General features: G+C 64.2%; 10 protein-coding genes. 6 read left to right on the forward strand and 4 right to left on the reverse strand.

Annotation, left to right across the window (positions count from 1 at the left end; translation table 11 throughout):
* Positions 1-29 precede the first annotated feature (29 nt).
* From lgt to IEX64_RS04625, 3 genes are read left to right on the forward strand one after another with little or no spacing between them, the layout of a single operon-like run.
* The gene (lgt, locus tag IEX64_RS04615; protein WP_229710063.1) at positions 30-935 is read left to right on the forward strand and encodes a prolipoprotein diacylglyceryl transferase; all 906 of its coding nucleotides are present in this window, start codon (positions 30-32) and stop codon (positions 933-935) included.
* Entirely contained in the window at positions 935-1,987 is a 1,053-nt protein-coding gene (locus IEX64_RS04620; RefSeq protein WP_188818504.1) for a class I SAM-dependent methyltransferase, read from the forward strand. The genes lgt and IEX64_RS04620 overlap by 1 nt, the downstream gene beginning before the upstream one ends.
* On the forward strand, positions 1,987-2,478 hold the full coding sequence (locus tag IEX64_RS04625; RefSeq protein WP_188818505.1) for a DUF2306 domain-containing protein: 492 nt from the start codon (positions 1,987-1,989) through the stop codon (positions 2,476-2,478). Before IEX64_RS04620 ends, IEX64_RS04625 begins: the two co-directional genes overlap by 1 nt.
* A 147-nt stretch (positions 2,479-2,625) precedes the next feature.
* Here IEX64_RS04625 and IEX64_RS04630 read toward each other — a convergent pair whose 3' ends face one another.
* The 4 genes from IEX64_RS04630 to gyrB form a co-directional block, all read right to left on the reverse strand.
* Positions 2,626-4,386 carry a bifunctional metallophosphatase/5'-nucleotidase gene (locus tag IEX64_RS04630; RefSeq protein WP_188818506.1) on the reverse strand — a complete coding sequence of 587 codons (1,761 nt, stop codon included), beginning with the start codon at positions 4,384-4,386 and terminating at the stop codon, positions 2,626-2,628.
* 67 nt (positions 4,387-4,453) lie between these two features.
* Complete coding sequence (locus IEX64_RS04635) at positions 4,454-4,855, reverse strand: metallopeptidase family protein (protein WP_188818507.1); 402 nt, start codon at positions 4,853-4,855, stop codon at positions 4,454-4,456.
* A 42-nt stretch (positions 4,856-4,897) separates the two neighbouring features.
* Positions 4,898-6,460: a tetratricopeptide repeat protein gene (locus IEX64_RS04640; protein WP_188818508.1), complete on the reverse strand. Its 1,563-nt coding sequence runs from the start codon at positions 6,458-6,460 to the stop codon at positions 4,898-4,900.
* 118 nt (positions 6,461-6,578) lie between these two features.
* The gene (gene gyrB / locus IEX64_RS04645) at positions 6,579-9,107 is read right to left on the reverse strand and encodes a DNA topoisomerase (ATP-hydrolyzing) subunit B (protein ID WP_188818509.1); all 2,529 of its coding nucleotides are present in this window, start codon (positions 9,105-9,107) and stop codon (positions 6,579-6,581) included.
* A 171-nt stretch (positions 9,108-9,278) separates the two neighbouring features.
* Here gyrB and IEX64_RS04650 point away from each other — a divergent pair, with 171 nt between their 5' ends.
* The 3 genes from IEX64_RS04650 to guaA all read left to right on the forward strand — a co-directional run bounded on the left by IEX64_RS04650 (position 9,279) and on the right by guaA (position 12,956).
* Positions 9,279-10,712, forward strand: coding sequence for a M20/M25/M40 family metallo-hydrolase (locus IEX64_RS04650; RefSeq protein ID WP_188818510.1), 1,434 nt, complete (start codon positions 9,279-9,281; stop codon positions 10,710-10,712).
* A 360-nt stretch (positions 10,713-11,072) separates the two neighbouring features.
* Complete coding sequence (locus tag IEX64_RS04655) at positions 11,073-11,387, forward strand: hypothetical protein (RefSeq protein ID WP_188818511.1); 315 nt, start codon at positions 11,073-11,075, stop codon at positions 11,385-11,387.
* 9 nt (positions 11,388-11,396) lie between these two features.
* A complete protein-coding gene (gene guaA / locus IEX64_RS04660) occupies positions 11,397-12,956 on the forward strand; it encodes a glutamine-hydrolyzing GMP synthase (RefSeq protein WP_188818512.1) in 1,560 nt (519 codons plus the stop codon).
* Positions 12,957-13,139: the final 183 nt, after the last annotated feature.

The following is a 13,139-nucleotide window of genomic DNA, read 5'->3' on the forward strand; positions in this document are numbered from 1 at the left end:
TCCAACGAAAAGCCAGCGAGGTCGAAAACTTGTCCCTGATACCTCTGGCCGCAGCGGCCGCGGCCCAAGTGCACAAGCCCATCTACTGGGTGGACCTGCATCTCTCGAACTACCTGTTCAAGATCGGCAGTTTCGAACTGCGCTGGTACTCGCTGGCCTACCTTGCCGGCATCGTGCTGGGGTACTGGCACCTCACGCGCATGATCAAGGCACCCGGCGCGCCGATGGCGCAGCGCCATGCCGACGACCTGTTCTTCTACTGCACGCTCGGCATCATCCTGGGCGGCCGTCTGGGTTATGCGACCTTCTATACCGGTGGCAGCTCGAACGTGCCCAGCATGTGGCTGCACCCGACCGAGCTGCTCCAGCTCTGGCATGGCGGCATGAGCTTCCACGGCGGTCTCATCGGCGTACTTCTGGCCCTCGCCTGGGTTTCCTGGCGCGGCGGCCTGAACTTCCTGCGCGTGGCGGACTACATCGCCGTCTGCGTGCCGTTCGGCATGATGTTCGGGCGGCTCGCCAACTTCGTGAACGGCGAGCTGTGGGGCCGCGTCACCGACGCCAGCGTGCCCTGGGCGATGGTCTTCCCCGATGGCGGCCCGCTGCCGCGTCACCCCAGCCAGCTCTACGAGGCCGGGCTCGAAGGCCTGCTGATGATCGTGATCATGCTCCTGCTGTTCTGGAAGACGCGTGCGCGGTTCCGGCCCGGTCTTCTCGTTGGCGTGTTCACGGTCGGCATCGGCTGCGCGCGCTTCATCGTCGAGTTCTACCGTCAACCCGATGCCCAGCTTGCCGAGTTCGCGCGCAACACCGGCCTTTCGATGGGCCAGTGGCTGACGATCCCGCTGATCGCGCTGGGCCTGGTCTTCGTGCTGCGCGCGCTGATGAAACCGGCGCTCGCCAGCGGCCGGCCACCGAGCGCCGCGGCTGCCTGATGGAACAGGGCGCCGAACCGCTCTCGGCCATTTTCCAGCGGCTGATCGCCAATTACGGGCCGATTTCGCTGTCACACTACATCGGTGAATCCAACGCCCGGTATTATGCCGGCAAGGACCCGCTGGGCAGCGGCGGCGACTTCATCACTGCGCCCGAAATCAGCCAGATGTTCGGCGAACTGATCGGCCTGTGGCTCGCCGACATCTGGATCCGCGCGGGCCGCGACGAAGACGTGCACTACGTCGAGCTGGGACCGGGCCGCGGCACATTGGCGCGCGATGCCTTGCGGGCGATGAAGCGCTACGGGCTTGAGCCCAAGGTCCACTTCGTGGAAAGTTCGACCGCGCTCAAGGACATCCAGCTCGCCGCCGTGCCGCAGGCCTACTGGCATCACGACGTCTCGAGCCTGCCGCTGTACGGACCGATGCTGGTGGTCGCCAACGAGTTCCTCGACGCGCTGCCGGTTCGCCAACTGGTCATGACCGCGCAGGGCTGGCGCGAGCGCATGGTAGGGCATCAGGACGGACGCTTCCTGCCCGTCGCCGGCGACAAGCCGATGGATGCGGCTGTCCCCGCCGAGCTGAAGGCGCAGCCCGAAGGGACGCTGCTCGAGACTTGCCCCGGGGCTTCGGCGGTCGTTTACGAGATCGCCGGGCGGCTCGTCGATCAGGGCGGCGCAGCGCTGTTCATCGATTACGGGCACGTCCACATGCGCACCGGCTCGACCCTGCAGGCACTGCGGGCGCACACCAAGGTCGATCCGTTCGCCACGCCGGGGGAGGCGGACCTGACCTGCCACGTCGACTTCGCGGCCATGGCCAATTCCGCGCTTTCGCGGGGCGCGCGGCATCTCGGCACCGTCACGCAGGGCCGGTTCCTGCGCGAACTCGGCATAGAGACCCGCGCCGAGAACCTTGCCGCTTTCGCACCGCAACATGCAGCTGCTATACAGTCGGCCAAGGATCGGCTGATCGCGGAGGGACAGATGGGGGCTTTGTTCAAGGTGATGGGGCTGGCTTCGCCCGACTGGCCCGACGGCGCCGGTTTCTGATGGCGTCCAGAACGCCGTCTCTGGCCCCCGACAGGCTGGAGAAATCGCTCGGCGGCCTTGCGCTCGTCATGCTCGGCTTCGTGATCGCGGCGGTGCTGCGCGGCAGAAGCGAATGGAGCCAAATTCCCGCCATCGTCTGGATACACCTGGCCACCATAGCCGTGGCGCTGGTGCTGACACCGGTACTGCTCTGGCGTGCGCGGGGGACGCGGGCGCATCGCCAGCTTGGCTATGTCTGGGCCGGCGCCATGTTCCTGACCGCGATCGACAGCCTGTTCGTCCGGCTGATCAACCCCGGACAGTTCAGCTACATCCACGCGCTGTCGATCCTGACGATCGTGCTGGTTCCCGTGCTCCTCCTCGCCGCGCGCAGTCACAACGTTTCGCGCCACCGCCGGACTGTGCGCGGTCTGATCATCGGCGCCCTGCTGATCGCGGGGTTCTTCACTTTCCCCTTCGAGCGGCTGCTAGGGCACTGGCTGTTCGGGTGATGGCTGCTGATCCTCCCTGTTCCGCATGCGGAATGGGGAGGTGGCAGCGGCGCAGTCGCTGACGGCGGGGTTTTCTACCCCTCCACCCCTCGCTGCGCGAGCGGTCCTCTTTCCCATCGCTTCGCGACAGGGAATATTTGCCGAAGGTTAGCCGCCCACTTTCACGGTGCGCTCTTCCTCGGGAACCTTGCGCACCGGCACGGCCGCGATCCATTGCTGGAAGGCTTCGTTGTCGATCATGCCGCGCACCCTGTCGGTGCCCTGCTTGAACGTGGAGAAGCCGTCGCCGCCCTCGGCTAGGAAGTTCACCACGGTCACGCGGTAATCGGTCGTCGGGTCGACCATCTCCCCGTTCAGCGTCAGCGAGACGAGGCGGCTGCCCGAGGGGCGGCTCATGTCGTAGCTGAACTGGAGCCCGCCCGAAGGCGCGAGCACTTGCTTCACGCCGTCATCGTCGAGCCCTTCTTCGATCACGTCATAGATCTGCGAGCCGTTCAGCGTCATCGTCACGAGGTCGTTGTTGAACGGCTGGACCGCATAGATCTGGCCGAAGGTCACCGTGCCGTCCGGCGACGGGTCGAGCGGGGCGCGAATGCCGAAGGGGTTGGTGAAGGCGATCTGCGCGCCCGCCTTCCTGCTCGCGGCGAGCTGGGCATCGGCGATCAGGTTGCCCAGCGTGCCGCCCTGCAGGCTCTCGCTAGAAGGTTTGGCGGCGGGGCCGGAGATCTTGCCGACCGGACGCGCGATGAGGTCCTTCGCATCCTCCACATAGGCCGCGACGTACTTCGCCACGTTCCTGTCCGCGCGGAACCGCGGGTAGAGGCGCGTGTTGGGCACATCACCGCGGCCACTGGTATAGCCGACCGACTGCACGATCACGTTGTGCGCCTTCTTGGCGATGACGCGGTTCTTGGCCGGATCGATGGTCAGCGTGATGTCGGTCACCAGCTTGCCGTAGACGCCCGCACTGGTCAGCAGGATCTGCGATCCGTCACCGCTCTGGCCGTAGTGGCACACGTACTGCCAGTGGGTATGGCCAGAGACGACTAGGTCGACGCCGGGCTTGAGCTTGTCGAGGATCGGCGTGATGCCGCCGACAAGGTCCTCGCAGCTGTCCGGTTTGCCGGGCTTGGTCACGCCGCCCTGGTGGATCAGGACGACGACGGCATCGGCGCCTTCCGCCTTGAGCTTGGGGACTTCGCGGTTGATGGCCTCGGCCTCGTCGCCGAAGGTCAGGCCTTTGACCTCATCGGGCGAGACCAGCATCGGTACGTCCTGGAGCGAGAGGCCGATGAAACCGACAGTGACCTTGTTGGCGCCGCGCCCGAAGCTCTTGAGGCCGGTCGCGGGAAACAGCGTGCTGCCGTCGGGCTTGTAGGTGCTGGCGGACAGGTACTTGTACTTCGCGCCCTGGAACTGTTCCAGCTGGCACGGCTGGAGGCGTGTGTTCTTCTCGCACCCGCCGTTCTGAAGGCGCTGCAGTTCCTTCCACCCACGGTCGAACTCGTGGTTGCCCACCGCGTTGAAATCGAGCCCGATGCGGTTCATCACGCCTACGGCGGGCTCGTCGAGATGGAGCGAGGACGCGAGCTGCGATGCGCTGGTGAGATCGCCGGCGGCGACCACGACATGGTTGCGGTGCCCGGCCTTGAGCTTGTCGACGGCGGAGGCCAGCCAGGCGGCACCGCCCGCCGGAACCGGGACCGTCCCGCCCTTGCCATCGGGCGCGGCGACGGCGGCCTTGGGCGGTTCGAGCGCGCCGTGGAAGTCATTGATGGCGATGATGCTCACGTTAACGGCATGCGCGGGCGGCGCCGAGGCGCGGTGCGCCGCTTGCGGCGTGGCGCAGGCGGCGAGCAGGGATAGGGCGGCGAGGGGGGCGGAGCGAGTCAGGGCCTTGGCAATCATGGAGCCGCTCTATCGCATCGGAACATGACGCTCCAGCGACCAAATTGTCCACGCCGTGGTGCCGTTTCTAGGGCCCGCCTTGTTCGAGCGCGTGCATCTCTTCATCCGACAGCCCGAAGTGATGGCCGACTTCATGGATGACGACGTGGGTCACGAGATCGTCCAGCTGCACACCGGTGGCGCGCCATTCGGCCAGAAGCGGCTGGCGGTAGAGCGTGATACGCGGGGGGAACTGCCCGGAAATCCAGACCGATTCCTCGCTCATCGGCCGGCCGTGATAGAGCCCGGTCAGCTGGAAGGGATCCTGCAAGCCGACCGCGGCCAGCGTTTCGGCGTCGGCAAATTCCTGAACATGCACCGTGATCCCGTCGAGATGCTCCGCGAACGGCTCTGGAATGCGCGCGAAGGCGGCATGGGCAAGCGCCTCGAAGTCGGCGGTGGTTGGAGTCGATCCGATGTGGCGGGTCATGGCCGCGATCCTGCCACGACATCGCCTGTTCGAGAACCGGGATTATAGGCTTGGTATGTTGAAGTGTCGCAAGCCTCCGGCCCGCTCGATCGCCGCCTGCACATCGTCCCGGTCCCGTACCCGCGCGAGCACGGCATCTTCGGGGTCGACGGGCATCGTCTCTGGGGTAGGCTGGTAGTAGCTCAAATCCACCAGAGCCTTCGTGCGGTCATCGGAATCGTCCAGTCGCCTGATCAGCAATGCTGCGGCCGCATCCTCATTGCCTGTGCACAGATAGAGCTGCGTGAGCGATCTGCTGGATACATCCTCGTGTGCCTCGGCCCAGGCGATGTCCTTCGCCGCCGCCGCTTTGTGATCGAGCGCCCACGACGCGCAGCCATGCGCCAGATGATAGGTCATCTTGCCATAGGGGCTGGCATAGTCGTCAGCCTCTATGTCTATCGTCTCCAGCGTTTCGAGCACGGCCTTGTTGTCCCCGAATTTTCGCTGGATGAAGGTAACGTTCAGAACCTGGCTCACGTTGCGGCCGGTTACTCCGTCTTCTCCTTCGGCGATGGCCTGGCGATAGGCGGCCTGCGCATCGTCGTAGCGACCGAGCATGGTGTAGGCTTGGGCGAGGCTGTCCCACCACCAGTTGATCTGGTCATCGCGGTCGGAAAACTGCTTCTCGAGAATTCCGTAAGGCCTGGCCGCTTCCAGTGTCGCGAGCGACTTTGCACCTTCACCGAGCATCTGCTGGGCATCGGCAATGGCGATCGTGACTGAAAGCAGCGAAGGTTTCTCGCGCTCGATCTCCTTGAGCACCGAGATCTCGTTCTCCACCGCAGCGCGAAGATCGAAGTCGGCGGGGATCAGGGCGCGCAAATCGGTATCGAGGCTGGCATCCCGAAGCGCTTTTGCATTGCGCAGCCTTGCCAGAACCGACTTTGCGCCTTCCGCGTCGCCGGCGCGGGCGAGTATGGCCGCGTGGGCATAGCGCATCCAATCATACCCCAGCTGCGTCCTTGCTGGTGCGAAGTCCTCGCGGGAGATGAGCGCGAGGTAGCGTTTGCGCACGTCGCTGTCTTTGTCCTGCTTGGCGAGCCTCTGGTTGAGAATGAACATCCACTGTTCGTCGAACAGGTCGCGCCCGACGACCAGCATGGAGGGATCGCGCGCTTGCACGCCCTCCAGGGTTGCGACAGCGTCCTCGTATGCCCCCAGCTGCATGTCGATGGCGAAGCGCAGGTTCCAGATTTCGGCCGGTGCTCCGGGGAGTTCGGTCAACGCCCGCCCGCGTGAGGTAGCCCTCTCGGTATTGCCGGCGCTCGCTTCGCAGACGGCGCTCATGGCAAGAAAGGGCCGTCGCGCCGATGCGGCCAGCGCATCGAAGCCGCTGCTTTCGATGATGGGGGTCACCAGATCGAGAGTGCCCGGACAGTCATCGGCTTCGTAGGCTTGCTGGGCCGCCTGCAAGACCTGAACGAGGGAATTGTCCGGCATCTTGCGTGCCATGGCCTGGGGGGCGAAACCCAATGCCAGAGCAGTCAGCGCCAGCCCAAGTGTCTTTTGATTGCAGAAGACCTTGGCCAGACCAGACCGGTCCGCGCTGTTGCCAGAATCCATTCGCTATCCCTTTGCCCCGTTCACGCCAAGTGCATGAAAACGGGGCAAGTCTATTGTCGGCAAAGCTTCGTGTCAGCCGTTAAAATTCCGCAATGGGACCGTGGTCTGGCGCCGGAAATCAGACGTCCAGGTTCGCCACGTTGAGCGCGTTTTCCTGGATGAAGTCGCGGCGCGGTTCGACGATGTCGCCCATCAGGCGGGTGAAGATCTCGTCGGTCACGTCGGCGTCTTCCACCTTCACCTGCAGCAGCGCGCGGTTTTCCGGATCGAGCGTGGTTTCCCAAAGCTGCTCGGCGTTCATTTCGCCAAGACCCTTGTAGCGCTGGATCGACAGGCCCTTGCGCCCTGCAGCGATCACTTGTTCGAACAGCTGGCTGGGCCGGGTAATCGAACCGGCTTCGGCAGAGGGGCGGGTGGCTGCGACTTCCTCACCCTCGTCGCTTTCCGCTTCTGGCTCGGTGGTTTCGGTACCTGCGCGCACGAGGCGGGCGGTCCCCTCGTAGACATCGGCATTCTCGGCGGCGAGGCGGGCGAGCTTGCGTGCCTCGGCGCTGGTGAGGAAGGCAGCTTCGACCTTGTGGTGATCGGTGACGCCGCGCCACAGGCGCTCGACCTCGACATTGCCGTCGTCGGTCATGCCGACGGACCACTTGGCCTCGCTGTCGGCGCGGTCGAGCCACAGCGTCGTCTTGTCGAGCGCGGCATGGCGATCAGCCGCGGAAAGGTCCGGAGCCAGCGCGCCGGCCAGCGCCAGAGCCTCGATGATCACCGGATCGTAGCGGCGGGGCACGAAGGCCATGAGGTTGCGCATGCGGATCGCATGTTCGACCAGCGCGGCGAGATCGGGCCCGCTGCGCGCGCCGCCGGCGGTCTCCAGCACGCGCCCGTTGAGCCCGCCTTCGACCAGATAGCGGTCGAGCGCGGCCTGGTCCTTGAGGTAGACCTCGCTGCGGCCCTTGGCGACCTTGAACAGCGGCGGCTGGGCGATGAATAGGTGCCCGGCACGGATGATCTCGGGCATCTGGCGGTGGAAGAACGTCAGTAGCAGCGTGCGGATGTGGGCACCGTCGACGTCGGCGTCGGTCATGATGACGACTTTGTGGTAGCGCAGCTTTTCCAGATTGAAGTCGTCGCGGATGCCGGTGCCCATGGCCTGGATCAGCGTGCCGACTTCCTTCGAGGAAATGATGCGGTCGAAGCGCGCGCGCTCGACGTTGAGGATCTTGCCCTTGAGCGGCAGGATCGCCTGATAGTGCCGGTCGCGGCCCTGCTTGGCCGAACCGCCTGCCGAATCGCCCTCGACCAGGAACAGTTCGGACTTGCTGGGATCGCGTTCCTGACAGTCCGCCAGCTTGCCGGGGAGCGAGGCGATGTCCATCGCGCCCTTGCGGCGGGTCAGTTCACGCGCGCGGCGCGCGGCCTCGCGCGCGGCGGCCGCGTCGATCACCTTCTGGATGATGGCCTTGGCGGTGGCCGGGTTCTCTTCCAGCCAGTCGGTCATCTTGTCGCTCATCAGCGATTCGAGCGGCTGGCGCACTTCGGAGCTGACCAGCTTGTCCTTGGTCTGCGAGGAGAACTTCGGGTCGGGCAGCTTGACCGAGACGATCGCGGTCAGGCCCTCGCGCATGTCGTCGCCCGACAGCGAGACCTTTTCCTTCTTGAGCAGGCCGGAGCGCTCGGCGTAGCCGTTCAATGTGCGGGTCAGCGCGGCACGGAAGGCGGCGAGGTGGGTACCGCCGTCGCGCTGCGGAATGTTGTTGGTGAAGCACAGGACGTTTTCGTAGTACGAATCGTTCCACTCCAGCGCGACCTCGATGCCGATCCCGTCCTTGTCGGCGGTGATCGCGATCGGGTCCGGCATCATCGCCTGCTTGTTGCGGTCGAGGAACTGCACGAAGGCGCCGATGCCGCCTTCGTAATACAGATCGTGCTCGGCCACTTCCTCGTGCCGCTTGTCGCGCAGCAGGATGCGCACGCCCGAGTTGAGGAAGGCGAGTTCGCGATAGCGGTGCTCGAGCTTGTCGAAATCGAACTCGGTGACGTTCTTGAACGTGTCGTGCGAGGCCAGGAAGGTCACGCGCGTGCCCTTCTTGAAACCGTTGTCATCCGGGTTCTGGTCGGCCTTTGGCGCATCGCCGCGCACCACGAGCGGAGAAACCGCATCGCCATGCTCGAAGCGCATCCAGTGCTCCTTGCCGTCGCGCCAGACGATCAGTTCCAGCCATTCGGACAGCGCGTTCACCACCGAAACGCCCACCCCGTGCAGACCGCCCGAGACCTTGTAGGCGTTGTCGTCGCTGGTGTTCTCGAACTTGCCGCCTGCGTGGAGCTGGGTCATGATGACCTCGGCCGCCGAGACGCCTTCTTCCTTGTGGATGTCGGTGGGAATGCCGCGGCCGTTGTCCTCGACACTGACCGAACCGTCCGGATTGAGTTCGATGAGAACGAGGTCGCAGTGCCCTGCAAGCGCCTCGTCGATGGCGTTGTCCGAAACCTCGAACACCATGTGGTGCAGGCCCGATCCGTCATCGGTATCGCCGATGTACATGCCGGGGCGTTTGCGGACGGCGTCGAGGCCTTTGAGGACCTTGATCGATTCTGCGCCGTAGGTGTTGGAGTTCTTGCCGTTTTCGGGTTCTTTAGCCATGACCAGCATATAGGGTTTACGCCCGTCAAACCCAAGCAAAAGCGGCATCGCGGCCGGGCTTTTCCACAGAGCAGGGCACTGCGGCGTTCCAGCTGCAATCGGCAGTTGCCTTCGCTGGCGGATGTGCTTCAATCCGGCACGGTTCAGGGTCGCAAAAAACAGGAGACGGGCATGCGCAAGAGTTTGATCGGATTGGCCGCGGGGGCGGTCGCGGTTTCAGGGCTGTTGACCGGGATGGCGCAGGCAATGCCGGGCGGGACCGTGCCCGAACTGCGCCCGGATCAGAAGGCGTTCTTCGGGCTTTACAAGGAACTGGTCGAGACCAATACGACCGTCACCCATGGCAGCTGCACTGAAGCCGCGGCGAAGATGGCGGCCCGGCTCAAGGCGGCGGGGATGACGGACGATCAGCTCATTCTGTTTTCCACGCCGGAGCATCCCAGGGACGGCGGGCTCGTCGCGATCTATCCGGGCACCGATGCCAGCGTGAAGCCGATGCTGCTGCTGGCGCATATCGACGTGGTCGAAGCCAAGCGTGAGGACTGGGAGCGCGATCCCTTCACGCTCGTGGAAGAGGACGGGTACTATTATGCCCGCGGTACCGTCGACGACAAGGCGATGGCCTCGATCTGGACCGATGCGCTGATCCGCTTCGCCGAGGCCGGTTACAAACCGAAGCGCACGATCAAGCTGGCGCTCACCTGCGGCGAGGAGACCAGCGGTGCGTTCAACGGCGCCGAATGGCTGGCGCAGAACAAGCGCGACCTGATCGATGCCGAATTCGCGCTCAACGAAGGCGGCGGCGGCAAGACCGACGGCATGGGACACCTGCTCGTGCAGACGCTGCAGGTGGGTGAGAAGGCCTATCAGGACTTCACGCTGACGGCGACCAACCCGGGCGGGCACAGCTCGCAGCCGGTGCCCGAGAATGCGATCTACGAACTGTCCGCCGCGCTACTCAAGATCGGCATTTACGACTTCCCCGTGCAGTTCACCGACACCACCCGCGCCTATTTCACCAAGGCAGGCAAGATGCGCGGCGGCGAGACGGGCGCGGCGATGCAGGCGCTCGTCGCCAATCCGGACGACAAGGCGGCGCTCGCCATCGTCGACAAGGACAAGATGCTGCACTCGATGCTCCGCACGAGCTGCGTCGCCACGCTGGTCGATGCCGGGCACGCGCTCAACGCCCTGCCGCAGCGGGCCGAGGCCAACGTCAATTGCCGCATGTTCCCGGGGCGCACGGCGGAGGAAACCAAAGCCGTGCTGGCGGAGGTCATCGACGATCCGAACATCACCATCGAGCCCAAGGTGAAGGACAAGCCGATCGCCTCGCCGCCGCCGCTCGATCCCAAGATCGTGAAGCCGGTTGAGAAGCTGGCGGAGAAGTACTTCCCGGGCGTGCCGGTCATCCCTTCGATGTCGACCGGGGCGACCGACGGGGTCTATATCGGCGCGGTCGGCATTCCCGTTTACGGGGTGCCGAGTGTGTGGACCGATCCGGACGGCAACGGCACGCACGGCCTCAACGAACGTATCGAGGCGCGCGCGCTCTACACGGCGCGCGACTACCTCTACGATCTGGTGAAAACGCTGGCGAGCTGAGCGGCGGTTTCCACGGCAACGAAAAGGGCGGCCGTTTCGGGCCGCCCTTTTTGGTTGTGTCCGGTTGTGTTTCCGAAGGCCGTGTCAGGCCAGCGTGATCGCGAAGGCCATGGCGAAAGCGCCAAGGGCTGCGGCGAAACCGATCGATTTTTCCGTGAGGGTCATAGCTCAAACTCCAATCTCAACAGGGGCGAATCATCTCATCCCCTAACCTTGTTTAATATAACCTAGGTTAGTAATATTTGCAAGGGAAAAGAGAAGGCGTCTCGTGAGCGGCCGTTGCAGGCCTTCCGGAAATGAAAAAGGGCGGCCGTTTCGGGCCGCCCTTGGTCACGCATGCTGCGTTAGGGACACAATTGCATGCTGCGCATCAGCCTCGTTCAGGCGAGGGTGAGTGCAAAAGCCAGCGCGCTGACGCCAAGCGCCGCGGCCAGTCCGAACGTGCGTTCGACGATGGTCATTGTTATGCTCCTGCAAACATTCTTTTTTTTGTTTTACCTCACGCCCGGCGACCATGGTCGCTCGGGTGGCAGGAGCGAGATAGGTACGCGGGCAATTATCGCAAATTCAAAAGCAACAATATTACTTGCATATTTTGCAATCGCGGGCGCCTTTTCCTGCATCCGGGGGAAGCGCATTCGCACCCATCTGGACAGGCTTCGCGCGCGCGATTAGGGGCCTGCCATGAGCATCCAGACATCTGAATCGGTCCTGATCGTCGACTTTGGCAGCCAGGTAACCCAGTTGATCGCGCGCCGCGTGCGCGAAGCCGGCGTCTATTCCGAAATTGCGCCGTTCAACGCCTCGGAAGAAGCGTTCAAGCGCATGGACCCGGTAGGCATCATCCTGTCCGGCTCGCCAGCCTCCGTCCTGGACGAGAACGGCCCGCGTATTCCCGACGTGATTCTCGAAAGCGGCCGCCCGATGCTGGGCATCTGCTACGGCCAGCAGTCGCTGATGCACCAGCTGGGCGGCGAAGTCTTGCTGGGCGATGCCGGCGAGTTCGGCCGCGCCTTCATCGAGATCGAGGACGAGTGCGCGCTGTTCGACGGCCTTTGGCAGGTCGGCGAAAAGCACCAGGTCTGGATGAGCCATGGCGACAAGGTCTCGCAGCTCGCAGAAGGCTTCCGCCCCGTCGCGTCCAGCCCCGGCGCGCCCTTTGCGGTGATCGCCAACGACGAGAAGCGCATCTACGCGATGCAGTTCCACCCCGAAGTGGTGCACACGCCCGATGGCGGCAAGCTACTCAAGAACTTCGTGCGCCACGTCTGCGGCCTCTCCGGCGACTGGACCATGGCCGAGTTCCGCAAGACCAAGATCGACGAGATCCGCGAGCAGGTCGGCGACAAGCGCGTGATCTGCGGTCTTTCGGGCGGTGTCGATTCCGCCGTTGCCGCGGTGCTGATCCACGAGGCCATCGGCGACCAGCTCACCTGCGTCTTCGTCGACCACGGCCTGATGCGCATGGGCGAGGCCGAACAGGTCGTCTCGCTGTTCCGCGGCCATTACAACATTCCGCTGGTCCACGTGGACGCCTCGACGCTATTCCTGAAGGGCCTCGAGGGCGAGACCGATCCGGAAAAGAAGCGCAAGTTCATCGGCAAGACCTTCATCGACGTGTTCGAGGACGAGGCCAAGAAGATCGGCGGCGCCGAATTCCTCGCCCAGGGCACGCTGTACCCCGACGTGATCGAATCGGTGTCCTTCACCGGCGGTCCTTCGGTGACGATCAAGAGCCACCACAACGTCGGCGGTCTGCCCGAGCGGATGGACATGAAGCTGGTCGAGCCGCTGCGCGAACTGTTCAAGGACGAAGTCCGCGAACTCGGCCGCGAACTGGGTCTGCCCGACGTCTTCGTCGGCCGCCATCCGTTCCCGGGGCCGGGCCTTGCCATCCGCATCCCCGGCGAAGTCAGCCGCGAGCGCTGCGATATCCTGCGCAAGGCCGATGCGATCTATCTCGAGGAAATCCGCAACGCCGGTCTCTACGACGCGATCTGGCAGGCCTTTGCGGTGCTGCTACCGGTCAAGACCGTCGGCGTGATGGGCGACGGCCGCACCTACGACAGCGTCTGCGGCCTGCGCGCGGTTACCTCCACCGATGGCATGACCGCGGACATCTATCCTTTCGACGCAGCCTTCCTGAGCCGCGTCGCGACCCGCATTATCAACGAGGTCAAAGGCATCAACCGCGTCGTCTACGATTATACGTCGAAGCCGCCCGGCACGATCGAGTGGGAATGATTCTGAGCCCTCCAGAGGGGGCCAGTGATACGCCAGGATGCGACGCAACTAGCTGATAAAAAATAATTTATTCCTGACAACATTCGAAGACAATCGGTGGGTAGCCTTCGCATCCGTCGGACGGATTGACGGTACCCGCTCCCCTTGTCTCAATTAAAATTGCTCGGTACCGTCAGGGTCAAC

This window comes from Novosphingobium indicum (genome assembly GCF_014645195.1).
In the GTDB taxonomy this organism is placed as follows: Bacteria; Pseudomonadota; Alphaproteobacteria; order Sphingomonadales; family Sphingomonadaceae; genus Novosphingobium; species Novosphingobium indicum.